Origin of the sequence: Paenibacillus favisporus (assembly GCF_040545415.1) — a bacterium.
Classification (GTDB): Bacteria; Bacillota; Bacilli; order Paenibacillales; family Paenibacillaceae; genus Paenibacillus_AQ; species Paenibacillus_AQ favisporus.
Genome location: NZ_JBEPLV010000005.1, coordinates 18,932 through 42,356 on the forward strand (window position 1 = coordinate 18,932; position 23,425 = coordinate 42,356).

Consider the following 23,425-nt stretch of genomic DNA (forward strand, 5'->3'; position numbering starts at 1 on the left):
CGAATGGATCCGATACAAGAGCAATTTGTGCAGCGTTTAAAAGAACATGGCATTACGCTCGAACCATCCCAGTTGGAACAATTTGAAATTTATTTCAAGGAACTGGTCGAATGGAATGAGAAAATGAACCTTACCGGGATTACCGAGCGGGAGCAAGTGTACACCAAGCATTTCTATGATTCCATCTCCCTGGCTTTTTATGTGAACATGGAGGAGATCGGAACACTAGCCGATATTGGCTCGGGGGCGGGATTCCCGGGAATCCCGCTGAAGATTTGTTTTCCACACTTGAAGCTGACGATTATCGACTCGTTAAACAAGCGCATTTCCTTCTTGCAGCACATTGTGCAGGAGACTGGACTTAAGGATGTAGAACTTCTCCATGGCCGGGCCGAGGATTGGGGAAGGAAGGCGGGGTACCGTGATCACTTCGATCTCGTTACCGCCCGAGCAGTAGCCAGGCAGGCCGTCCTGAATGAGTTCTGTCTCCCCTTCGTCAAAGTGAACGGTCTGTTTGCGGCGATGAAAGGAAGCGATCCGGCGGAGGAAGTACAGGAGGCAGCCAAAAGCTTGAAGGAACTGCGGGGGAAGGTGATCGAAGTAGAACGCTTCTTGCTACCTGTAGAGGAATCGGCTCGCCATATTGTCCAGATCCGTAAGACTGCGCCTACCCCAGGCAAATATCCGAGAAAGGCCGGAACTGCGGTTAAATCGCCTTTAGTATAAGAAAAAACTGGTTTCAGCAAGCTGCATCAGACCCTATGGGGTGTGCAGTCGACTGACTTCCTATCATCGAACTGTCTGAAACCAAGTCATATTTATAAAATGAAGAGGATTGTTTCACGTGGAACAGTCCTCTTTTTTTAGATTATAAAACATTAATTTTCAGCGGAGCTGTTCGATCCTATATAATTTCAAGAAAACTTCTGAAATACACGGTCTGTCCTCTATAAAGATACAGCGATAGCCGCTTTACTAAAATTATAGAGAGATAAATATAACGGTGCCGAATCACTGTACAATCGCAAGAAATGCTTCTGCTAGAAGCGGGTTGTCTTCTTTGACGTTCCTTATATTAATGCTTTTCCCAATGTGAAAAAATGGATAAATGGCAGGAAAAATCGGGAACTTTGGAGAATAGGATTATATGAAGAAAAGTGGTAGAATAGAGTATAAACTGTATTCTATGAACTGGCTTCAAATGGTATGATAGAGAGGGATGATCGTTGGTAAGTGGTCTGACTGTCAGACCGTTCAGTCATGTGAACCTTATACATAAATTACGTTCGGATCTGACGATTCTCATCTTCCATTTTGAAGTCATTGAACGACTCTCTATGTCTGGATTGCAGCTGTCAAAGCTCAAGGGTTAGTTGTTACCCATATCCAACATGGATATCTCGATGACCTGTAGATTGTTGTTAGGTGCTCTAGCGGTGCTATTACGAATTTAGGTGGTAATATACGGAATGAAAGAACAATTTTCTAAATTGTTTGGTTTGACGGAACGAAGCAATGGGGACGAAGTAAAGCAAATTCCGGTGGCGGAAATCGTAAGCAGTCCTTACCAGCCCCGGACCATTTTTGATGACGATAAAATCGACGAACTCTGTCAAACGATCAAGACGCATGGGGTGATCCAGCCCATTGTTGTTCGTATCCGTAATGCCAAATACGAGATTATTGCCGGTGAACGGCGCTGGCGTGCCGTTTCCAAACTCGGTTTGGAGACCATTCCCGCCATTGTCCGTGAATTCAATGATTCCCAAGCTGCTTCCATTGCATTGATCGAGAACCTCCAGCGTGAAGGCCTGACTTCCATCGAGGAAGCCGTTGCCTATCAAAAGCTCATTGACCTTCATCAGCTTACGCAGGAGAGCTTGGCGCAGCGCCTTGGGAAAAGCCAATCAACGATTGCCAATAAAATCCGGCTGCTTCATCTTCCGGATGAAGTGAAAAATGCACTGATGGAGCGCAAAATTACTGAGCGGCACGCCCGCGCGTTATTGTCCCTCGATACCGAGGAACTGCAGCTGAAAGTGCTGGCTGAGATTGTATCCAAAGAGCTGAACGTGAAACAAACGGAGGCTAGAGTTGCCTTTTACAAGGAATCGGCAAAAATTAAAAAGGCAAAGCGCATCTCTTACTCCAAGGACGTCCGGTTGGCGCTGAACACGATTCGCCAATCCATCGATATGGTGTCTGGATCCGGGATGGCCATTAAAACGCAGGAAAACGATCATGAGGATCATTATGAGATCGTGATCAAAATTCCTAAGCGCTAATACGATGGAGCTTAGCGGCTAAGCGGCCGCTTTTTTTAGGAAGTCATAATGAATTTATGCTCTAAACCACGAAATCATAGGTTCCAGGCAGCTGAATTTCATAAGATGGAAGAATAGAGGGGGAGGGGGAATGTTCGCATCTCCCATTTTTCTCGTCAATGTTCTGAAATCAAAGTTGTTCATTGATGATGTCCGAATAATTGAGTAAAGGTTTTTCTTGTTATTCCAGCAAGGGGAAGCGCACTACTGCAGGGCGAAGCCGTTTCTGCGTATCTGTATACTTGAAACACCGGTACTTCTGATGTACCGCCGAGGGCATACAGGTATTTGCAGCCGTTTGTTTTGCTGATGATCACAATCCCGCGACCTACAAGAAGAGTCTTCATACACATAGAGGTGAATTGAGTGTCCAAAATTATTGCCATAGCAAATCAAAAGGGCGGAGTCGGCAAGACGACAACCTCCGTCAATCTCGGTGCAGGATTGGCTTCGCTCGGAAAAAGGGTGCTGCTCGTCGATATCGATCCCCAAGGCAATACAACCAGTGGGGTAGGTGTCAATAAAGCGGATGTAGCGAACTGCATTTATGATGTGATTATCAATGATGTACATCCCAAGGATGCGATCCTGCAAACGCAAATCGAAGGACTTCATATTATTCCGGCAACGATTCAATTGGCTGGAGCGGAAATTGAACTGGTACCGACCATTTCAAGGGAGCTTCGGCTCAAAAAGTCGCTTCAGTTGGTGAAAGCAAATTATGACTATATTTTAATCGATTGTCCGCCGTCTCTTGGTATACTTACTATTAACTCACTTACTGCCGCTGACTCGGTCATTATTCCTATTCAGTGCGAATACTATGCCCTTGAAGGATTAAGCCAGCTGCTGAATTCAATTCGTCTCGTCCAGAAGCATTTGAACACTTCGCTCCGAATTGAAGGCGTTCTGCTTACCATGCTGGATGCTCGGACGAATTTGGGGATTCAGGTGATTGAAGAAGTAAAGAAATACTTTCAGGAAAAAGTGTACCAAACGATCATTCCGAGAAATATTCGACTTAGTGAAGCTCCGTCCCATGGCCAGTCGATCATTACGTATGATCCGCGTTCGAAAGGCGCTGAGGTATATTTAGAGTTGGCAAAGGAAGTGATTTCGTATGAGTAAACGATTGGGTAAAGGGCTCGATGCTTTAATTCCTTCACTTTCGATTAATGAAGATGACAAAATCGTAGAAATCCCACTCAGCCAACTTCGTGCCAATCCTTACCAGCCGCGCAAGGACTTTAACGAGGAATCAATTCAGGAATTGGCCGAATCGATTCGTCAGCATGGGGTCATTCAACCGATTGTTGTACGCAGCGTGCTCAAAGGATATGAAATTATTGCAGGGGAGCGGCGCTTTAGAGCTTCGCAATACTGCGGCAAGGCCACCATCCCGGCTGTGGTTCGCACATTCAGCGATCAGCAGGTGATGGAGATTGCCTTGATTGAAAACCTGCAGCGCGAGAATTTAAATGCGATGGAAGTGGCTGTTGCTTACCAGGGCTTGATGGATCAATACTCACTGACGCAGGAAGAGCTGTCGTTGAAAGTGGGAAAATCCAGATCCCATATAGCAAACTTCCTTCGTTTGTTGGCTTTACCGGATGAAGTCAAAGACTATGTTTCACGTGGAACAATTTCCATGGGCCATGCGAGAGCGTTGGTTGGTCTCAAGGATTCGTCCCTCATCAAGCAGTTGGCGAAGCAATGTGTTAACAATGAGTGGAGCGTACGGGATCTTGAGGAGGCTGTGAAACAGCTCGATCGGAAACCGGCGGATAAGAACAAGGTGAAAGTCAAAAAGCGCGATCCATATATCGATAACTTGGAAGAGTCGCTGCGGGAGCGGTTTAGAACGACAGTGAAGATCAAGCAGAACAAAGATAAAGGCAAAATCGAATTGAACTATTACAGCAAACAGGACCTGGAACGGCTGCTGGAGTTGTTGCAATAAAGATCAGTGGATGGGATGACGCGTCTAGGTGATTCCTGAAAAGGACCGAAGATGCGTCATTCTTTGTTCCTTGGATCGGAGTGAAACGGGATATGAACGCAGTTGTATATCTGGATCATGCAGCGACTTCCTGGCCGAAACCGCCTGGTGTTCTGGCAGCCATGCAAAAGGCGATGGAGGAAGCGGCAGCGAATCCAGGACGAGGGAGTCATCAAATGGCCGTGCAAGCGAGCAGGGTTCTCTTTGAGACCCGCCGGGTGCTGGCTCAGTTGTTTCGGGTGAAGAACCCGAATAACATCATTTTCACCTATAACACAACCCAGGCATTGAATATGGCGATCAAAGGAATCTTGAAGTCCGGTGACTATGTCGTTGCGACGATGATCGAACACAACTCCGTGCGGAGACCGTTGGAATATTTAATGCGGACACTGGATATTCAAGTGGATTACATTGGGGTAAATGATCAAGGAGAACTGGACATGCAGCAGTTGGAGGCATGTTTATCCAAAAATCCGAGGCTGGTGGTTTGCAGCCATAGCTCGAATCTGTTGGGAAGTATTCTGCCAATCCAGCGAATTGGTGAGCTGGCACGCAGCAGTGGGGCAGTATTCTTGGTAGATGCTGCACAAAGCGCCGGCGTGCTGGACATTGATGTGGAGTCCTGCTGCATCGACATGTTGGCTTTTCCGGGCCATAAAGGGCTGCTCGGTCCGCAAGGGACAGGAGGGCTTTACTTATCGCCGGAAATCGAACTGGAGCCGCTGATCCACGGAGGAACGGGCAGCCAATCGGAGGAAAAGGAAATGCCCAGCGTAAGGCCGGACCGGTATGAAGCGGGGACCTTGAACACGGTCGGAATTGCCGGGCTAAGAGCAGGGGTAGAGTATGTGCTTAGGGAAACCCCTCAGCGGATTTATGAGCATGAATGGGCGTTGACACAAATGATGATCGATGGGTTGAAGGGTCTGCCAGGTATGAACTTGCTTGGTCCTGCACAAGGAAAGGAAAGGACCGGAATCGTGGCCTTTACGATCGAGGGCCGGGATTCTACGGAAATCGCCTTCCGCTTGGACCGGCAATATGGAATCGCAGTGAGGGCGGGGATGCACTGTACGCCGTTGGCTCATTATGCGGTACGAACGGATAAGACCGGAGCAGTGAGGGCGAGTGTAGGTGCGAACAGCACGGAGCAGGAAGTTCAACGGATGGTTGAAGCGATGCGCGAACTGGTTCGTTAACTTGATGGCCTGACGCAAGCCTCGAAGTCTATTTGTAATCAAACATCGATGGCAAGACAAAACCGGTTCTCCCCTAAAGCTGAAGGGACAACCGGCAGAATGAATGTTTGTGATTTTTAACCGTATAGTATCAAGGACCATGAATATATGGGATCACGATACGTCTTGGAAACGGGTAGGTCAAGATTGAGGAAAAGGAATGAACAGCATGTCGGACTTAAATGATTTAATCAGCGAACAATTACCAGGAATCATTGGCGGGATCGTACTCCTCATTTTGATCTTGCTCGTGTTGGTGCTGACACAAGGGGCAAAGCTTAGAAAAGTTCGCCGAAAATACGAAACGATGATGGCCGGCAGCGGGGTAGAGGATTTAGAAACACTGCTCATCGATCTAAAGACACAGGTGGACAGCGTGGAGGATGAGCAGCAGCAGCAGCGTGAATCCTTGTCACTGGCATTGAACAAGCTTCAAACGATCAAAGGTAATATCGGTATTAAACGTTACAATGCATTCAGCGAACGGGGGAGCGATCTAAGCTTTTCGATTGCGATCGTTGATGCCGATAGAAGTGGAATCGTCATCACTGCGCTGTACAGCCGTGACAGCTCCTATGTTTATGCCAAACCGGTAGAAGCCGGGCAGTCGACTTATCCCCTTTCACCGGAAGAGGTAGAGGCGATTACTCTAGCCTTGCAAAAAGCGTAGTACGGGCTTTCCATTCCTTAATGGCGGAATGAAGGCTTGAGGCAATAATTTCGGACAAACGCATCACCAAGCTCAGCCTGGTGTTTTGCAATACAAAATATTCCATAAAGCCGCCGACATTAACGATACCCGTCAAATGGATATCGCCAACCGGCGGTAATTCTTTATGTACGCCAGCGCCGGGTTTGAGCGGGCCGTTGGCGACTTGAATGCAGCCTACGCTGGAGGATTGTCCAAGACACGCATCGATGCCGATGACAAATGGATTGTCATACAGCGAATAGATCGAGGAGAGCGTCTCCTGGAGGTTAACGGCATGCACAGGCTCGTCCAGCGTGCCAAACAAGTGAAACCATGGACTTTTATACCGGGCCAATGCAGTGCCTACCAAAGGACCGAGGCAGTCGCCTGTGGACCGGTCGGTACCGATACATACAACGATAACCTGTTGATTTTCCCCGGCTTGAGAGAGATGAAACAGAAGACGATGAATAATAGCGGAATGGATTTCAGGGTCGGTATGTGGTATTTTTAAGCATGTAGGCTCCTGTTTGGGAGACGTTTTTGGCCACTGAGTCATAGAATCTTCCTCTCCTTGCATTTGGTAGTAACTAGTATATGGAAGGAAGAGGGTTTTTATACTTCATGCAGGAATTCCATAGAAAAAGTAATTCTGACGAATGCAGCACAAATCAAGGTGGGGGAGAAACGGATGGCGGCGGAGATGGAAACCTGGATGCTGATTGCTTTTGATTCGACACAGCAGGCGCTGCGCGCTGAGATGCTGCTTGAATATGCGGAGGTTGAAATTGATTTATTTCCTACCCCAAAGGAAATTACAGCGGGCTGTGCATTATCGATCCAGTTCCCGCCGGACCAGCTGGATAGCGTACAGACGATCATCCAGCTGGAGCAGGTGGAGATTCGGGGAATCTACTTCAAAGACAGCACAGAGGGATATAAGAGCATCGAGGATAGGAGGTAGAGTTGATTGAGTAAGTTTTGGCTGGAGGAGACCATTCCCAATCCAGAGCAGGCTGTCAAGCAGGCGGTAAATATCGGCGATAAATTTCTGGATTGGGTGACGAATGTAGATATGTGGACCAATGTGCTGTTTTCAGGCATTCGGATCATCATTCTGTTTTTTGTTTCCCGCGTCATTATACGGGTTGTCTCCAAAATCATAGACAAATCCCTGGCGAGACAGGAGCAGAGCCGGATGAACGTCAATCCGCGGAGGTTCGCCACGGTAGCCGAGCTGCTGAAAAACGTAACGGCGGTCACCTGTAATTTTATTATGGTGCTCCTGATTCTGTCGGAGTTCAACTTTCATTTGGGGCCGCTCCTTGCGGGAGCAGGGGTGCTTGGTTTGGCCATAGGTTTTGGCGCACAAAGTTTGGTTAAAGATGTGATTACCGGATTCTTCATTATATTAGAAGACCAATTTGCGGTAGGGGACGTTATCCAGACAGGGACCTTCAAAGGCACCGTAGAGATGATCGGCCTTCGGACCACACGCATCGTAAGCCCTACCGGGGAAGTTTATATTTTGCCTAACGGTTCCATCGCCAGCGTAACGAACTACTCCTTATCCAATGCGCTCGCGGTTGTTGACCTTCCCATGAAAAACGAGCGAAATCTGGAAGAAACCGTAGCCCTGATTAAACAGGCGCTTACCGGCATTCAGCAGCGGGATCCTAATGTCATTTCAGTGCCGAATGTACTCGGGGTGCAATCCTTGAACACGAGTGAATACGTCATCCGGATCGTAGCCGAGTGCATGCCGAACACCAAAGGAGATGTCGAACGGCAGATTCAGGCCGACGTGAAGCAGGCTTTGGAATACGAGGACATGATGAAACAGGCACAGGCCGAGCTAGCGGCAGGCAAAGAAGGGAACAACGAAATGGGGGAAGGATAACGGTGGAACGTAAAGTGTTTCAGCTCGGAGATATCGTCCAAATGAAGAAAAACCACCCATGCGGCAGTAACGAAATGGAAATTATCCGCATGGGAATGGATATCCGGATCAAATGCGTCGGCTGTCAGCACAGCGTATTGATCCCACGGGCGAAGTTTGAGAAAAATATGAAAAAGGTGCTTCGTTCGAAATCGGAAGACGGAACGGAAGGGCAGGCTTAGAAATAAATAGCTTTGGGGTAAAGGGCTTGCACAAATGATGGACATGTGCTATAATCAATTTTGCTGCGGAAAGGTACCCAAGAGGTCTAAGGGGGCTGACTCGAAATCAGTTAGGCGTCGCAAGGCGTGCGAGGGTTCGAATCCCTCTCTTTCCGCCACATTCCCTTATTTAAGTGACTGCGCATAGAATACATACGGCGAAAACCTTCAGTTGAAGAAACTGGAGGTTTTCTTAGTTGTTGGAGCATTTCACTTTATGATCCTTTGCTTTCATAATAAAGAGATGGGAAGCGGCATTACGGCTATATACAAACCAAAGGAGGACCCATAAGGTCCTCCCATTTGGCAGGCGATGCCATGATTTTTTGGAATTCATCCACACAACACTTCAGCAAGTGAAACTCGGGTCAGCCTTTAGCAAATCTTTGCTTTAGACAATAAAGTGTTTTTAGCACTTCCCTCCGCTTCTTGAACGTGCTGTTTCTGACTTCCTGTGCTTTGTTGCGTTGATCATGTCCAACGGAACCACACCTCTCTCAAGCACCGCCTGATTGTAATATGCGCAGTTTTCGTGCGCTTATGCATCCATTTGTAAAATTAGTGGACCCGCGCTTTCGTCATCCGTTTCCATTTGCGGTCTTTCTTCGAGGTCTCTGGAAAGGTATCGCCCTTAGCCAGCTCGACCCGCTGCGGATCCGTGATTTCAGTGTGGAAGCTGTTTTCACCAACCTCCATGTATACGCCGGGGTTCGGCGCTTTGTCGCCTGGTTCGAATTCGGTTCTTTCACCCATGGACAAGGCCTCCTTTAATCGTTAAAATGGACTGCCTCTGTAGTGTGTACCCTTGGCGGAGAATCATGTGTGGAACAGGATCAATACGGCATTGTACTTGCAATCATTGGGCCAATTTGATATATTAATATGGTGCGAGTTTAGACTCGTTCCTTGCTCCTGACATGATCAGGGGCCGAAGTCCATAAGGAGGTGAAACATATGCGCAAATACGAAGTGATGTACATTATTCGTCCTGACATTGAACAAGATGCTGTTCAAGCCGCAGTCGAAAAATTCCAAGGCATCATCTCCAACGGTGGAGAAATCACTAAGCATGAAGTGATGGGTAAACGCCGCCTTGCGTATGAGATCAACAAATTCCGTGACGGTACTTTTGTTCTGGTTAACTTCAGCGCCAACCCTGACGTTGTAGCCGAACTTGAGCGCCTCATGAAAATTTCTGACGAAGTGATTCGTTATCTCATTACGCTTGACGTTGTTGCTTAATATCCGTTTACGGAATTAGTGATGAAATTCGCTCAAAGGAGGGGACTCGATTGTTGAACCGTGTTATTTTGATCGGCCGGTTGACCCGGGATCCGGAACTGCGCTATACACCTTCAGGGGTAGCCGTAACGCAGTTTACGCTCGCTGTAGATCGCCCGTTTACGGCGCAAGGCGGAGAGCGTGAGGCGGACTTTATTCCGGTGGTCACATGGAGACAGCTTGCTGAGACCTGCGCCAATTATCTGCGCAAAGGCCGTCTGACGGCTGTAGAAGGGCGCATCCAGGTACGGAATTACGAGAATAACGAAGGTAAACGTGTATACGTCACCGAAGTCATTGCCGATAACGTACGTTTCCTGGAATCCAACCGTGAAGGCGGTGGAGGCGGAAGCACCCCGCGTGAGGAGCCTTCCTACGATGGCGGCGGACGTGGCGGTAACAGCTACTCGCGGAACAATTCCAATCAGGATCCTTTTTCCGATGACGGAAAACCGATTGATATTTCGGATGATGATTTGCCATTTTAATAAGGAAAGGACTGAAACAGCATGGCTTTTAAACAAAGAGAAGGCGGAGACAACGATAAAAGACCGGCTCGCCGCGGCGGCCGTAACAAACGTCGTAAAGTGTGCTTCTTCACTGTGAACAAAATTACTCACATTGACTATAAAGATACCGATCTGCTGAAGAAATTTATCAGCGAACGCGGTAAAATTTTGCCTCGCCGTGTAACCGGAACTAGTGCAAAATACCAACGCATGCTGACGATTGCGATCAAACGCTCCCGTCAAATCGCGTTGCTGCCATACACTACAGAGTAATCTGTATCATGGCGAGCGAGAAAGCCAGTACCTTGGACATCCCAGGTGCTGGCTTTTTTGCTGTGATGAACATGTTCAAAATTATTCCATTTGTCTTACGGGAAACGAAAAAGTTATCATAGTGTTATTGCTGCATCAAGCAGTGGCGGTAAGGTTGTAAGCGTACCCGTAGGAAAGGGCAGGGCACAGCTTTCCATTTCCCGGGCAATTTCATGATAGTGAAGTTCCGGCTGGATTGATTCGCAAACAGGCTTCGTAAACAGCATGTTCCTTAACGATCAATGAGGGTATGATATAATGGAAAAACGGCGAAAAGGGGGATTACGATGGGACTGGGCAGAATCTACAGGAATTATTTTAAAAATAACATGTTCATGAGGATTCTGCTGATTTTCACGATCATTGCCATTCTGACAATCGTGATTCTGTCCTATCTGATGTTCTCTTCCCTATCCCAATCGATCGTGGAGAAGGAACTCAACAACCAGAAGGCTGCGATGGAAAATGTCAGCCGGTATCTGGATCAGCGCTACCAGTCGGTAGAGAATATTGCCAGGGATATGTACCGGAACGAAATGCTGTTCTCGAACATTTCCTTTTTGATGGAGCATCCTTATTCGCAATATGTCCAGCATCGGATGGACCAGTTTTACAACGAAACGAACAACAACTCGACGGACCCGCTGCAGTATTTCCAGCAGGTGATGGACGAAAACGGAGATATCCGCAACATCATGCTGTACAGTTCAGAGAAGCAGTTTCTGTCTGTGTTCAAGCCAAACAAGCAGTATAAGCAGCTGACCACCGATATGACCCACTCCTATATTCCGGACGTTATGGCGATGGATTATAAGGGCATCACCGCTCCGAATTACTGGATCCGGAAGGCGGCGGACCAGTGGGCGCCGGAGCTGTACGCCATCCGGGTACCGATCAATAACCGGCAGCTCAAAAATGCAGGGCAGTTTCTCGTTTATTTGGATTCGGGCGGTATCACCGATGCTCTGACCAGCTATAAGGACAGCTTCAAAGGGGATATTGCGGTGCTTTCCGCGGACGGCAAGGTTTTGTATGATTCGGAAGGGAAATATTATGGGAAGACCTATCCTTATATGGATGTGACCGACTCGCTGTATGACGGTGGAAATACCCGCCCGGCTGAGATCAGCAGCCGAATGTATATCAACAAGCTGACTTCGGCTGACAACGGATACGTCGTGATTGGTGCGGTTCCGAAAAAGGACGTGGAGGCCAGCTATTCAGGTATCCGGAAAACGATTATAACGATCAGCGGGATCTGTATATTGTTTGCGATCTTTTTCCCGGCCTTTTTTGTGATTAATTTCGCCAATCGGACGAACCGGATTATTAGGATTACGCGCAAGGTAAAAAACGGGGATTTGTCCGCACGGATCGATAACCCGGGAGAAGACGAGCTTGGCCAGATTTCCCGAAGCTTTAACGACATGCTGGACGAGCTGAACCTGTATATCGAGCGGGTGTACAAAGCCGAAATTAAACAGAAGCAGACGGAGCTGGTGGCGCTGCAGGCGCGGATCAATCCTCACTTTTTGTACAATACACTTGAAGTGATCCGGATGCGAGCCATTTCCCAAGGGGCTAAGGATGTCGGGGAAATGATCTATAGTTTGTCCGTGCTTTTCAAAAGCCTGGTGAAGCAGAAAAAGATTTACACGCTCAAGGATGAGCTGGAGGCATGCCGCTTGTATCTGGAGCTGTTCCGGATCCGTTATAAGGAGAAGTTCAGCTATACGATCGATTCAGACCCGGCGCTGCAGGGCAAATCGGTCATGAGGCTGTCGCTGCAGCCGCTGATCGAAAACTATATCGTTCACGGCATCCAGACCAATCGCGACGATAATCATCTGGACATTCGGGTGAGGGAAGAAGGCGATATGCTGGTGGCTGTGATTACGGATAATGGCAAAGGTATCACGCCTGAGCGCCTGGCTGAAATCCATGAAGAGCTCGGCAAGCCGGAGGAGTCCGGCGAAATGTTTGGGCTGCGCAGCGTGCACAGCCGGCTCCAGTTTTTGTACGGTCCGGCTTACGGGGTGGAAATTGACAGTCGGCCTGGAGTCGGTACGGTTGTCACCGTACGTTATCCTAACCGGGAAGGGACGGATGCTGAAGATGTATAAGGTGTTTATTGTGGATGATGAGCCGTTCATTATCGAAGGGCTGTACGATATTTTGGATTGGGCAGCGCTAGGGCTGGAGATCGTCGGGCACGCAGAGAATGGCCGCCAGGCGCTCGAGGTGATGGCGTCTACGCCCGTGGATGTGCTGATTACGGATATTTCCATGCCGGTGTTGGACGGCCTGAGTCTGATCGGCGAGGCTCGCAAAACCCGCAGCGACCTCAAGGTGATCATCCTAAGCGGATACAACGAGTTCGATTACTTGAAGCAGGGGATGAGGCTCGGTATCGAGAACTACTTGCTGAAGCCGATCAATGTGGAGGAATTGGAATCGACGCTCCGCAATACCGTGTCCAAGCTGGACAGTACGAGGGCGAGTGGATTGTACAGCGCGTTTGATGTGCAAATTTTGAAGGACAATACGCTCTATCGCTGGATGAACGGGCAGATCGCCCCTCCGGAATTTATAGAAAGAGCCGATCTGCTTGGCGTGAACTTGGACCGGCCTTATATGGCCGTGGCGGTGCTTCGGACTGCAGCCGATGAGGCGTTGTTCGGGCAGGTTGACGATTTGCTGGAAGACAGCACGGAGCTGACGCTATTCCGCGATGTGGATGGGGATACTGTCCTTATTGGAAGTCTGGAGAACCCACAGGAGGGGAAAGCTCGTCTGATGACAGCATTGGAGCAGCTGGAGGCTGATTTAGCGAGGCAGGGCTGCACGGTGCATATCGGTGTCGGCTCGGCGGTGAGCCTGCCTGAAGAGGCTTCAGTCAGCTACAAGGAGGCCAAGCAGTCGCTGGAGTATTTTATGGTATTTCCGGATCGGCGGATCATCGACTACACCAGCCTGGAGGAGAATAGCGGCGGCCCGGAGCGGCATATCGCCATCGCTTGGGACGAATACGCCAAGCTGATTCTGGCGAGGGACGAGGCCGGGCTGAATCGAAAAATCCAAGACGACTTTGAGCAGATGCAGAAGGCGGGACATATCCGCCCGGAGGATCTGCTGAACGCGGCCCTGGAGCTGGTGATTCGCTTTAAAATGGAGCTTGAGCAGATCAAGCATACGGATGAGTCGGATATATTCAAGAACGGCTTAGGCAGGGTCCGGGACAGCTCCTCGCTCCAGGATCTCATTACTGCTCTGCAGGACGTGGCTGGGGCTGCGGTCCAGTCGCTGCTACAGGATATGAAGAACCCCGTTGTGAATCAGGTGCTGGTCCATATTCACAATCATTATGCGGACGAACTGTCGCTGAAGACACTGGGGGCGCAGTATCATATCCATCCGGTGTATCTGGGACAGCTGTTTCATAAGGAAACCGGAGAAACGTTCGCCGAGTACATCAATAAGTTCCGGATCGAAAAGGCGAAGCAGCAGCTGAAGAACACGAACCTCAAGGTGCAGGAGATCGCGCGGAACGTAGGCTACTGGGAGACCGGATATTTTTATAAACAGTTCAGGAAATATGTCGGGATCTCGCCGACGGATTACAAGGGGCTGGGTTAACCGGCTGGAGACACCCTGAATCAGATGAGACTAAACACCTACCATCTCATCCGGTTTAGGGTTTTTTTGTGACGTTTGATGCAGAAAAAACCAAATGAAAATGAAAGAAAAACAATAAAAGTAAGCGTTTCACTGAAGAAATGACAAATTTAGACAAAAAGAAAACCTTTTCTTTAATTTGTACACGGTTTTATTTAGTTTATCTTCTTTTTGTAACGGCTTACATCCGTTAAGGTTATCTTAGTTAAACAAACCGAGCCGGAAACAATAAAAGAAAAAGCCGGTTTGGCCGCTTGGTGGGCAGACAGCTAGACAACATTGACTGCAACACAAAAAGGGAGGAACACACATGAGCAAGGGTAAGAAAAGCTTCTCGTTCGCACTGGCCATGTTGACGGCCTTCGCGCTTGTACTCAGCGCGTGCGGTGGGGGCAACAAAGACGTGGAAAGCAGTGGTTCCGGATCTTCGGGAAGCTCCGAGAAACCGGTAAACCTGATCTGGTACACGATCGGCACGCCGCAAAAAGACGTTGACAAGGTTATGGCCGAGGTCAGCAAGTATACGCAGGAGAAGATTAATGCAACCGTCACCATGAAAATGATCGACTGGGGCGACTACCAGCAAAAAATGCAGGTGAACGTAGCTTCCGGCGAACCGATGGACATCATGTTCACATCCGCAGGCGGATTCGATTACGTACAGAACGCAAGAAAAGGCGCGTTCATGGAACTCGACGATCTGCTTGATAAATATGGACAAGGTATCAAAGATACCATCGATCCTGCTTTCCTGGAAGGCTCCAAAGTCGATGGACACAACTACGGCATTCCGGCCAACAAAGAGCTTCCTCAGCAAGAAGTATGGCGCTTCAACCAAAACCTGGTGGACAAGTACAAACTGGATACCTCCAATGTACGTTCCCTGGATAGCATTGAGCCGCTGTTGAAAGCGATTAAGGAAAAAGAACCGAACGTAACACCGTTCGCGATGGACAAGAACTACGTTCCTTATGTTCCTTATGACTACATCATTCAGAATCTGCCAATGGCCGTGAAGCTGGATACGACCGATTACAAAATCGTCGACATCCTCGAAACGCCAGAAATGAAGCAGGCGCTGACAACGATGCACAAATATTATCAAGCCGGCTATGTGGCTCCGGAAGCAGCAACAACAGGCTCCACTAGCGATCTGATGACTTCCGGCAACTGGTTCATGGACCGTGCGCAAACCCAGCCGCTGGCTGACAATACTTGGTCTGCAAGCTATGGCTATCCGGTTAAATCGACACCGGCAAGTGATGCCATTATCACAAATACATCGGTTCAAGGTTCGATCATGGCGATTTCCGCGAACTCCGAACATCCGGAGAAAGCAATGGAATTCCTGAACCTGCTGAATACGGATCCGGTTCTTCGCAACATGGTGGATTCCGGTATCGAAGGAACGCACTACAAGAAGGTTGACGACAAGCACATTGAAAACCTTCCAGAGGGCAAAAACTACGACATGCCGTCGTACTCCCTCGGCAACAACATGCTGCTCTACTTGAACCCGAATGACCCGGATGACAAGTGGGAGCAATTCAAGAAATTTAACGCTGAAGGTAAAGATTCTCCAATCCTGAGCTTCAACTTCGACAGCACGAAAGTAGCAACCGAAATGGCAGCTGTACAAAACGTGAAGGAACAGTTCTGGGCATCCCTGATGACCGGTACCGTTGATCCGGAAACCTACCTGCCAAAAGCGATTGCGGCCTTCAAGCAAGCCGGCCTGGACAAGGTCATCGCTGAAGCTCAAACTCAGCTTGACGCCTGGAAAGCTGCAAACAACAAGTAATGTAGAAAAAAATTCGGAAAGGATCGGGCGGGTGACTTAGCGCCCGGTCCTTTTTCAATGTATAACCAATCAATCATGGGAGGGAAACAGAATGGCCGCATTTTTCAAAAACCTCATTAGAAACAAAGTCATGCTGTTTATGGTGCTGCCCGGTGCCATTTGGTTTTTCTTCTTTTCCTACCTGCCGCTGGTGGGTACGATCGTGGCATTCAAGCAATACCGTTTCAACCGGGAAGGCTTCTGGGCCAGTATCAGCAAGAGTGAGTGGGTAGGCTGGGACAACTTCAAATTCCTGTTCAGCACCAATGATGCCTACACGATTACGCGTAACACGTTATTGTACAACCTGGCTTTTATTATCCTTGGATTGATCCTGTCTGTAGCCATGGCAGTTCTGCTCTCCGAGCTGGTCGGCAAAACGATGGCGAAAATTTATCAGACCGGGATGTTCCTTCCTTATTTCCTGTCCTGGGTCATCGTCGGATACTTTGCATTCAGCTTCCTGAGCATGGACCGCGGGATGATCAACCAAATCCTCGGCTGGTTCGGCGCCGAGCCGGTTCAGTGGTATTCCGATCCAAAATATTGGCCGTATATCCTTGTCTTCGTCAGTCTTTGGAAATCCGTCGGTTATAACAGCGTCGTGTATCTCGCCTCCATCATGGGCATCGACAAATCCCTGTATGAAGCGGCCATGATCGACGGCGCCAGCAAGTGGCAGCAAATCAAGAACATTACGATTCCGATGCTCTCGCCGATCATCATTATCATGACGCTGCTCGCAGTGGGCCGGATCTTCTACGCCGACTTCGGTCTGTTCTACCAGGTTCCAAGAGACTCGGGTACGCTGTACTCCGTAACCAACGTTATCGATACGTACGTATACCGCGGTCTGAAAACAACTGGCGAAATCGGTATGAGTACCGCTGCAGGCCTGTATCAATCGGTTGTCGGCTTTGTACTCGTTATCGTGTCCAACTTTGTCGTCCGCAAAATCGACAAGGACAGCGCATTATTCTAAATCATTTTTTGAAGGGAGTGTCAGGTTATGGCGGAGGTCATTCAAAGAAAAAAACGGGATTTTCATCATGTTTCGCGCGGCGCGAACGCTGTTCTTCATACGATTGCGGCGATCTTTTCCTTCTTGTGCGTATTTCCTTTTCTGTTCGTCGTCATTATCTCGTTAACCGATGAAAAAACGCTGGCAACGGACGGCTACCGTCTGATCCCGGCCAAATGGAGCTTCGAGGCTTACAAATTCGTATTTCAAAGCGGCGACACGCTGCTCCGTTCCTATGGCGTGACGATCCTCGTTACCATTGTAGGTACGCTCGTCAGCTTGATCCTGATCTCGCTGTACGCATACGCGATTTCGCGGAAAAGCTTCCGCTACCGCAGATTTTTCTCCGTATTCGCGATTCTCACCATGCTGTTTAACGGCGGAATGATTCCGACGTACATGGTTGTGTCACAATTGCTCGGATTGAAAGATACGCTGTGGGCGCTGATTTTGCCGCTCGCGATGAACGCTTTTTATATCATGATTCTGCGTACGTTCTACAGCACCAGCGTACCGGAGGCGATTATCGAATCGGGCCGGATCGACGGCGCGGGCGATTTCTACATTTTCCTCCGCATCGTACTGCCGTTGTCTTTGCCAGGTCTGGCGACGATCGGACTGTTCAGTACGTTAGGGTATTGGAACGACTGGTTTAATGCCTTGCTCTATATCGACAATCCGAACCTGGTGCCGCTGCAATCGATGCTGATGCGGATCGAATCCAGCATTCAGTTCATTCAGCAAAACTCGGCCAACAGCTCGCTCAGCATGGCTGCACTGCAGTCCATTCCGCAGGATACGTCCCGTATGGCGATGGTCGTGCTCGCTACGCTGCCAATTATTTTTGCATATCCGTTCTTCCAACGTTATTTTGTACAAGGACTTACCGTAGGTGCCGTCAAAGAATAATAAACAACATCACTTTAGGGAGACAGGAGAGAAGTCGAGATGTTGATTTACAAAGACAAGACGAAACCAGCTGTGGAGAGGGCCCGGCATTTGCTAGGTCTGATGACTTTGGAAGAAAAGGTTGGCCAGCTCGTGCAGCCGTTTGGCTGGCAAACCTATGAACATAGAGATGGGAAGATTGAATTAACGGAATCTTTTAAACAGCAAGTCAAAAATGGCGGTGTTGGTTCCCTGTACGGGGTGCTGCGCGCCGATCCCTGGACCGGCGTCACGCTGGAGAACGGCCTGTCCGCCAAGGAAGGTGCGGAGGCGGTTAACGAAATTCAGCGTTATGCCATTGAGAATTCCCGGCTCGGCATTCCGATCCTGATCGGAGAGGAGTGCTCGCACGGGCATATGGCGATCGACGGCACGGTGTATCCGGTGCCGCTGCTGCTCGGGAGCACGTGGAACGTCGACCTGTACCGCGAGATGTGCCGCGCCGTCGCCGCGGAGACGCGGGCGCAGGGCGGGGCGGTGACGTACTCGCCGGTGCTGGACGTCGTGCGCGATCCCCGCTGGGGGCGCACGGAGGAGTGCTTCGCCGAAGACCCTTACCTGATCGGCGAATTTGCCGCCGCATCGGTCCAGGGGCTTCAAGGCGATGCTTTGGACAGCGACGCGAGCGTTGCTGCGACGCTGAAGCATTTTGTCGGATACGGCAGCTCCGAAGGCGGACGCAACGCCGGCCCGGTGCACATGGGCTGGCGCGAGCTGCTTGAGGTGGACCTGTATCCGTTCAAGAAAGCAGTGGAAGCCGGCGCCGCATCCATCATGCCGGCGTATAACGAAATTGACGGTGTGCCATGCACGGTCAACACGGAACTGCTGGAGGACGTCCTCCGCAAGCAGTGGGGGTTCGACGGTATGGTCATCACCGACTGTGGGGCCATCGACATGCTGGCCGCGGGTCATGATGTAGCAGAAGACGGCATGGACGCCGCCGTTCAGGCCATCAAGGCGGGCATCGACATGGAGATGTCAGGCGAAATGTACGGCCGGTATTTGCTGGAGGCGGTCAGCCAGGGCAAGCTTGGCATTGGTGTCCTGGACCGGGCGGTGCTGCGGGTGCTGGTACTCAAGTTCAAGCTGGGCCTGTTCGACCGGCCATATGTGGATCCGGAGCGGGCTGGGCAGGTCATTGGCCAAAGCGAGCATGTGCAGCTGGCACGCAAGCTGGCGGAGGAAGGCATCATTCTCTTGAAGAACGAGAAAGATGCGCTGCCGCTGGACAAGCGGGCGGGCACCATTGCCGTGATCGGTCCGAACGCAGACCACGGCTATAACCAGCTGGGCGATTACACGTCGCCGCAGCCGGCGGACAAAGTGGCGACCGTGCTGAAGGGCATCCGGGCGAAGCTCGGCGCTGAATCCGGCCAGGTGCTGTATGCGCCGGGCTGCCGGATTAAAGGCGATTCCCGGGAAGGATTTGACACTGCGCTGTCCTGCGCGTCTCAGGCAGACACCGTGGTGATGGTGATGGGTGGATCGAGTGCCCGCGATTTCGGCGAAGGGACGATTGACCTGAAGACAGGCGCTTCGAAGGTGTCGGACAGCTCCTGGAACGACATGGAGTGCGGCGAAGGCATCGACCGCATGACGCTGGGATTGGCAGGCGTACAGCTGGAACTGATTCAGGAGATCCACAAACTCGGCAAACGCCTCGTCGTGGTGTATATTAACGGCCGTCCGATTGCTGAGCCATGGGTGGACGAGCATGTCGACGCGATTCTGGAAGCCTGGTATCCGGGGCAGGAGGGCGGACACGCGGTGGCGGACATTTTGTTCGGCGACGTCAATCCGTCCGGACGGCTCACCGTATCGATTCCGAAGCATGTTGGCCAGCTGCCGGTGTATTACAACGGCAAACGCTCGCGGGGCAAGCGGTATATGGAAGAGGACTCGAAGCCGCGTTACCCGTTCGGCTATGGCCTCAGTTATACGACCTTTGGTTACGATCAGCTCCGCATCAGCGCAGATTCGATAACGGAAGACGAAACGGCAACCGTGTCGGTGAACGTCACGAACACCGGCAGCCGTACCGGAGCGGAAGTCGTGCAGCTGTACGTTTCAGATAGCGTGAGCGCTGCAAGCCGTCCGTTGATGGAGCTCAAAGGGTTTACGAAAGTGGAACTTGAACCGGGTGAGTCCCGGACCGTGGAATTTAAGATCGGCAGGGAACAGCTGCAGTACGTGGGCAGGGACCTGAAGCCCGTCGTGGAACCGGGGCTGTTCCGGATCCATGTCGGCAGACATGTAAACGACACGATGAGCACGGAGTTGGCCGTGCGGGAGGGTAAATAAATGGAACGGATCAGACGCTTTATCCGTGAATTATCAGACAACCGCTGGCTGGAGCAGACAGAGCTCCGCAGCTGGGACATCACCCGCTCTTACTACAAATTGCCTGGCGAATACGAGAATACGGCTCCTTACCCGGAAGGGAAGGGGCTGGCCTCTTTTCCAAGCAAGCAAGGAACGACATATTTCTTCCGGACCCGGCTTGAGCTGCCGGAAGGCTGGCCATCCGAGCCGTTCGGGCTCGTCTTCGCTTCGGGCGGAGAAGGGCTTCTGCGCGTCAACGGGGTTTCCTACCAGGGCCTCGACCGCAATCATACGTACGTGACGCTCGATCCTGCAGTGATCGGAGAGACGCCGGAACTCGAAATCGAGCTGTTTGATCCGGTTCCTGAACCGGTCGATCCATTGAACCAGCAGGCGGTCATCAACCCGCCGATCACGTCGGTCACGAGTCTGCTCGTGCGGCCGAATCATGCGGTTCTGAGCCTGATGTATACAGTCACCGTCGTGCGTGACTCGCTGGTGCTGCTGCCGCAGGAAGACTTCCGCCGCGTGCGCCTGATGGAAGTGCTGTACCGGGCGATGGACCGGTTCGTGAACCTGGATGCGGCGGCCATCCGTGATGGCAGGGACGTTGCCGAAATCGAGGCAGCGCTCAGAGCAGACGTCCAGGAAGTAGGCGGCAATGCCGAGGGGCTGGAGCATATGGTCGGCCAGTCGCACATCGATATCGCCTGGCTGTGGCCTGTCCGCGAAACAGTGCGCAAGGCGAGCCGCACGTTCTCGACGGTCGACCGGCTGATGGAGGAATATCCGGAGTACCGGTACACGCAAAGCCAGCCGCAGCTCTTCGCGTTTCTGAAGGAAAACGATCCCGAGCTGTTCGAACGGGTCAAGGCGCGGATCGTGGAAGGACGCTGGGAGCTGGTCGGCGGCATGTGGGTCGAGCCTGACCTGAATCTGCCGAGCGGCGAATCACTGATCCGGCAGATGCTGTACGGCCAGCGGTTCTACCAAGAGGAATTCGGCCGGATGTCGAATATCGAATGGCTGCCGGACACGTTTGGCTACTGCGCATCACTGCCACAAATTTTGAAGCACGGCAAAGTGGATTATTTCATGACGACCAAGCTCGGCTGGAACGACACCAACCTGTTCCCATACGATTTGTTCCATTGGGTCGGCATCGACGGAACACCGATTTTGTCTTATCTGAACCATGGCGTGAACGAACACACACTGCCGAAGGATGTTCACGATCACTGGCAGTCCTATCGGGAAAAGGCGCTGCATCCCGAGCAGATGCTCCTGTACGGGCACGGGGACGGCGGCGGCGGCGTCACCCGCGAGATGCTGGAGTACATCGACCGGTCCGATCTGATGGTCGGGCAGCCGGCAAGCCGTTACAGTACGGCGGCCAAGTTCTTCGAGAGCATCGAGCATGCGGGTCCGGTGCTTCCGACGTGGCGCGGCGATCTCTACCTGGAGCTGCACCGCGGCACGTATACGACGCACGCCCGCAACAAACGCAGCAACCGCAAGGCGGAGGTGCTGTACCGGGAAGCCGAGCTGTGGAACACGCTGGCTGGGCCGAACATGGATGCGGCCAACCGTACAGAGGTGACGCAGCAGCTGCATGACGGCTGGAAGCTGATCCTGCTGAACCAGTTCCACGACATCATTCCGGGCTCGGCGATTACCGAAACGTATGAAACGTCGGACAAGGAATACGGCGAAATTTTCGCCAAGGGAGAACATGCCTTGAACGAAGGGCTGAACACGCTGGTGTCGAATATCGACACTTCCGGCATGGAGGGCACTCCGTACGTTGTCTTCAACAGTCTCGGATGGAGCCGGAGCGCTGTGGTTCATATCGAAGCCGAACAAGGCGAAGGCGCCTTGGCCGCTTATGACGAGCACGGCACGCGCCTGGAGACGGACGCTGTCGAAGGCGGAATCTCCGTGCGGGTTCCCGACGTACCGGCACTGGGTTATAAAACCGTGTGGGTGAAGCCGGAAGCCACTGTGACTGACTCCGCCGGAGTTCAATCGTTCGGTGATACGTGGGAGACTTCCGCTTACCTCGTGCGGTTCAACGAGCGGGGCGAAATCACCAGCCTGCTGGATAAGGCTGCCGGCCGGGAAGTCGTGAAGCAAGGGGAACGCGCCAACCGGTTCCACTTCTTCCACGACCGTCCGACGCTGTGGGATGCCTGGGACATTGACACCCGCTACGAACAGCAGCCGGCCGGTGAGGCGGAGCTGCTCGAGAAGCGGCTGGTTCTGGCCGGGCGCACCAAAGATGTGCTCCGCTTCCGCTGGAAGATCGGCCAGTCCGAAATCACGCAGGACATGATCTTCTATCACCATGACCGGCGGATCGATTTCAAAACGCATGTCCACTGGAACGAGGCGCACAAGCTTCTGAAAGTGGGCTTCCCGGTCGATGTGGTCACCGATAAGGCGACCTACGAAATTCCATTTGGTTCCCTCGAGCGCGCCACCCACCGGAACACGAGCTGGGAGCAGGCGCAGTATGAGGTATGCGGACACCGCTTCGTGGACGTGTCGGAGCATGGATACGGCGTCAGCCTGCTGAACGATTGCAAATACGGCTATGACGTTCAGGGCAGCACGATCCGTCTGTCCCTGCTGCGGGCGCCGAAGTGGCCGGACGTGACGGCAGACCTTGGCGAGCATGACTTCACCTACTCTTTGCTGCCGCATCAAGGCGGCTGGAGGGAGTCACACACCGTCCGTCAGGCGGCGGAGCTGAACGTGGACATGCCGGTTCGCCAGGCGAAGTCCGGTGCACAAGGCTCTCGTCCGTCAACGGGATCGCTGATTACCCTATCCGGTGGACACGTCGTGCTCGACACGGTGAAACCGTCCGAGGACGGAAGCGGCGTTATCCTGCGGTTCTATGAATCGACCGGTGGACGCGAACAGATCGAGCTGACATGGCCGGGTGCCATCACAGAGGCTTATCTGTCCAACGCGCTGGAGGAGCCGGCCCATCCGCTGCAGCTTCAGGAGGGGAAACTGCAATTGTCTTTTGCCCCTTATGAAATTAAAACCGTCCTGCTTAAGCAGGTTGATTAACGCAATAAATAGAAGTTTGGT

21 protein-coding genes and 1 tRNA gene are annotated in these 23,425 nt (G+C 51.4%); 20 read left to right on the forward strand and 2 right to left on the reverse strand.

Annotation, left to right across the window (positions count from 1 at the left end; genetic code table 11):
• Positions 1 to 3 precede the first annotated feature (3 nt).
• The 6 genes from rsmG to ABID47_RS21520 all read left to right on the forward strand — a co-directional run bounded on the left by rsmG (position 4) and on the right by ABID47_RS21520 (position 6,234).
• Positions 4 to 726 carry a 16S rRNA (guanine(527)-N(7))-methyltransferase RsmG gene (gene rsmG / locus ABID47_RS21495; RefSeq protein WP_354499756.1) on the forward strand — a complete coding sequence of 241 codons (723 nt, stop codon included), beginning with the start codon at positions 4 to 6 and terminating at the stop codon, positions 724 to 726.
• A 743-nt stretch (positions 727 to 1,469) separates the two neighbouring features.
• The gene (gene noc / locus ABID47_RS21500) at positions 1,470 to 2,285 is read left to right on the forward strand and encodes a nucleoid occlusion protein (protein WP_152399719.1); all 816 of its coding nucleotides are present in this window, start codon (positions 1,470 to 1,472) and stop codon (positions 2,283 to 2,285) included.
• Positions 2,286 to 2,690: 405 nt separating this feature from the next.
• The gene (locus ABID47_RS21505; RefSeq protein ID WP_076172495.1) at positions 2,691 to 3,452 is read left to right on the forward strand and encodes a ParA family protein; all 762 of its coding nucleotides are present in this window, start codon (positions 2,691 to 2,693) and stop codon (positions 3,450 to 3,452) included.
• Complete coding sequence (locus ABID47_RS21510; RefSeq protein WP_354499759.1) at positions 3,445 to 4,284, forward strand: ParB/RepB/Spo0J family partition protein; 840 nt, start codon at positions 3,445 to 3,447, stop codon at positions 4,282 to 4,284. Before ABID47_RS21505 ends, ABID47_RS21510 begins: the two co-directional genes overlap by 8 nt.
• A gap of 92 nt (positions 4,285 to 4,376) precedes the next feature.
• Complete coding sequence (locus ABID47_RS21515) at positions 4,377 to 5,525, forward strand: aminotransferase class V-fold PLP-dependent enzyme (RefSeq protein ID WP_354499761.1); 1,149 nt, start codon at positions 4,377 to 4,379, stop codon at positions 5,523 to 5,525.
• A 208-nt stretch (positions 5,526 to 5,733) separates the two neighbouring features.
• A complete protein-coding gene (locus ABID47_RS21520; protein ID WP_354499763.1) occupies positions 5,734 to 6,234 on the forward strand; it encodes a DUF4446 family protein in 501 nt (166 codons plus the stop codon).
• Here the strand turns inward: ABID47_RS21520 and yyaC are convergent.
• Positions 6,209 to 6,814 carry a spore protease YyaC gene (yyaC, locus tag ABID47_RS21525; protein ID WP_076172492.1) on the reverse strand — a complete coding sequence of 202 codons (606 nt, stop codon included), beginning with the start codon at positions 6,812 to 6,814 and terminating at the stop codon, positions 6,209 to 6,211. The genes ABID47_RS21520 and yyaC overlap by 26 nt on opposite strands.
• 144 nt (positions 6,815 to 6,958) lie before the next feature.
• Between yyaC and ABID47_RS21530 the strand changes: the two genes are divergently transcribed.
• The 4 genes from ABID47_RS21530 to ABID47_RS21545 all read left to right on the forward strand — a co-directional run bounded on the left by ABID47_RS21530 (position 6,959) and on the right by ABID47_RS21545 (position 8,534).
• Complete coding sequence (locus tag ABID47_RS21530; protein WP_354500414.1) at positions 6,959 to 7,219, forward strand: DUF3343 domain-containing protein; 261 nt, start codon at positions 6,959 to 6,961, stop codon at positions 7,217 to 7,219.
• 6 nt (positions 7,220 to 7,225) lie between these two features.
• A complete protein-coding gene (locus ABID47_RS21535) occupies positions 7,226 to 8,155 on the forward strand; it encodes a mechanosensitive ion channel family protein (protein WP_435530655.1) in 930 nt (309 codons plus the stop codon).
• 2 nt (positions 8,156 to 8,157) lie between these two features.
• Positions 8,158 to 8,376, forward strand: coding sequence for a DUF951 domain-containing protein (locus ABID47_RS21540; RefSeq protein WP_354499765.1), 219 nt, complete (start codon positions 8,158 to 8,160; stop codon positions 8,374 to 8,376).
• Positions 8,377 to 8,443: 67 nt separating this feature from the next.
• A tRNA-Ser gene (locus ABID47_RS21545) sits at positions 8,444 to 8,534 on the forward strand.
• A gap of 439 nt (positions 8,535 to 8,973) precedes the next feature.
• On the opposite strand, the gene ABID47_RS21550 is transcribed toward ABID47_RS21545, so the two are convergent.
• Positions 8,974 to 9,168 (reverse strand): YjzC family protein, encoded by a 195-nt coding sequence (locus ABID47_RS21550; protein WP_076172489.1) that lies wholly within the window; start codon positions 9,166 to 9,168, stop codon positions 8,974 to 8,976.
• A 201-nt stretch (positions 9,169 to 9,369) separates the two neighbouring features.
• Here ABID47_RS21550 and rpsF point away from each other — a divergent pair, with 201 nt between their 5' ends.
• The 10 genes from rpsF to ABID47_RS21600 all read left to right on the forward strand — a co-directional run bounded on the left by rpsF (position 9,370) and on the right by ABID47_RS21600 (position 23,404).
• Positions 9,370 to 9,657: a 30S ribosomal protein S6 gene (rpsF, locus tag ABID47_RS21555; protein WP_076172488.1), complete on the forward strand. Its 288-nt coding sequence runs from the start codon at positions 9,370 to 9,372 to the stop codon at positions 9,655 to 9,657.
• 50 nt (positions 9,658 to 9,707) lie between these two features.
• The gene (gene ssb, locus ABID47_RS21560) at positions 9,708 to 10,184 is read left to right on the forward strand and encodes a single-stranded DNA-binding protein (RefSeq protein WP_354499768.1); all 477 of its coding nucleotides are present in this window, start codon (positions 9,708 to 9,710) and stop codon (positions 10,182 to 10,184) included.
• A gap of 21 nt (positions 10,185 to 10,205) precedes the next feature.
• Positions 10,206 to 10,478, forward strand: coding sequence for a 30S ribosomal protein S18 (rpsR, locus tag ABID47_RS21565; protein ID WP_076172485.1), 273 nt, complete (start codon positions 10,206 to 10,208; stop codon positions 10,476 to 10,478).
• A gap of 326 nt (positions 10,479 to 10,804) precedes the next feature.
• Positions 10,805 to 12,640, forward strand: coding sequence for a sensor histidine kinase (locus ABID47_RS21570; protein ID WP_354499770.1), 1,836 nt, complete (start codon positions 10,805 to 10,807; stop codon positions 12,638 to 12,640).
• Positions 12,633 to 14,153, forward strand: a complete 1,521-nt coding sequence (locus ABID47_RS21575; RefSeq protein ID WP_354500416.1) for a response regulator transcription factor — start codon at positions 12,633 to 12,635, stop codon at positions 14,151 to 14,153. Before ABID47_RS21570 ends, ABID47_RS21575 begins: the two co-directional genes overlap by 8 nt.
• Positions 14,154 to 14,502: 349 nt before the next feature.
• Positions 14,503 to 15,993, forward strand: coding sequence for an ABC transporter substrate-binding protein (locus tag ABID47_RS21580; protein ID WP_354499772.1), 1,491 nt, complete (start codon positions 14,503 to 14,505; stop codon positions 15,991 to 15,993).
• A 91-nt stretch (positions 15,994 to 16,084) separates the two neighbouring features.
• The gene (locus ABID47_RS21585; RefSeq protein WP_076172479.1) at positions 16,085 to 17,014 is read left to right on the forward strand and encodes an ABC transporter permease; all 930 of its coding nucleotides are present in this window, start codon (positions 16,085 to 16,087) and stop codon (positions 17,012 to 17,014) included.
• Positions 17,015 to 17,041: 27 nt separating this feature from the next.
• Positions 17,042 to 17,962, forward strand: coding sequence for a carbohydrate ABC transporter permease (locus ABID47_RS21590; RefSeq protein WP_116233193.1), 921 nt, complete (start codon positions 17,042 to 17,044; stop codon positions 17,960 to 17,962).
• Positions 17,963 to 18,001: 39 nt separating this feature from the next.
• The gene (locus tag ABID47_RS21595) at positions 18,002 to 20,305 is read left to right on the forward strand and encodes a glycoside hydrolase family 3 N-terminal domain-containing protein (protein ID WP_354499775.1); all 2,304 of its coding nucleotides are present in this window, start codon (positions 18,002 to 18,004) and stop codon (positions 20,303 to 20,305) included.
• Positions 20,306 to 23,404: an alpha-mannosidase gene (locus ABID47_RS21600; RefSeq protein WP_354499777.1), complete on the forward strand. Its 3,099-nt coding sequence runs from the start codon at positions 20,306 to 20,308 to the stop codon at positions 23,402 to 23,404.
• Positions 23,405 to 23,425: the final 21 nt, after the last annotated feature.

Coding starts and splice junctions, on each gene's coding strand:
- rsmG (WP_354499756.1), top strand. CDS start 4: ATGGATCCGATACAAGAGCAATTTGTGCAGCGTTTAAAAGAACATGGC.
- noc (WP_152399719.1), top strand. CDS start 1,470: ATGAAAGAACAATTTTCTAAATTGTTTGGTTTGACGGAACGAAGCAAT.
- ABID47_RS21510 (WP_354499759.1), top strand. CDS start 3,445: ATGAGTAAACGATTGGGTAAAGGGCTCGATGCTTTAATTCCTTCACTT.
- ABID47_RS21515 (WP_354499761.1), top strand. CDS start 4,377: ATGAACGCAGTTGTATATCTGGATCATGCAGCGACTTCCTGGCCGAAA.
- ABID47_RS21520 (WP_354499763.1), top strand. CDS start 5,734: ATGTCGGACTTAAATGATTTAATCAGCGAACAATTACCAGGAATCATT.
- yyaC (WP_076172492.1), bottom strand. CDS start 6,814: ATGACTCAGTGGCCAAAAACGTCTCCCAAACAGGAGCCTACATGCTTA.
- ABID47_RS21530 (WP_354500414.1), top strand. CDS start 6,959: ATGGAAACCTGGATGCTGATTGCTTTTGATTCGACACAGCAGGCGCTG.
- ABID47_RS21550 (WP_076172489.1), bottom strand. CDS start 9,168: ATGGGTGAAAGAACCGAATTCGAACCAGGCGACAAAGCGCCGAACCCC.
- rpsF (WP_076172488.1), top strand. CDS start 9,370: ATGCGCAAATACGAAGTGATGTACATTATTCGTCCTGACATTGAACAA.
- rpsR (WP_076172485.1), top strand. CDS start 10,206: ATGGCTTTTAAACAAAGAGAAGGCGGAGACAACGATAAAAGACCGGCT.
- ABID47_RS21570 (WP_354499770.1), top strand. CDS start 10,805: ATGGGACTGGGCAGAATCTACAGGAATTATTTTAAAAATAACATGTTC.
- ABID47_RS21575 (WP_354500416.1), top strand. CDS start 12,633: ATGTATAAGGTGTTTATTGTGGATGATGAGCCGTTCATTATCGAAGGG.
- ABID47_RS21580 (WP_354499772.1), top strand. CDS start 14,503: ATGAGCAAGGGTAAGAAAAGCTTCTCGTTCGCACTGGCCATGTTGACG.
- ABID47_RS21585 (WP_076172479.1), top strand. CDS start 16,085: ATGGCCGCATTTTTCAAAAACCTCATTAGAAACAAAGTCATGCTGTTT.
- ABID47_RS21590 (WP_116233193.1), top strand. CDS start 17,042: ATGGCGGAGGTCATTCAAAGAAAAAAACGGGATTTTCATCATGTTTCG.
- ABID47_RS21595 (WP_354499775.1), top strand. CDS start 18,002: ATGTTGATTTACAAAGACAAGACGAAACCAGCTGTGGAGAGGGCCCGG.
- ABID47_RS21600 (WP_354499777.1), top strand. CDS start 20,306: ATGGAACGGATCAGACGCTTTATCCGTGAATTATCAGACAACCGCTGG.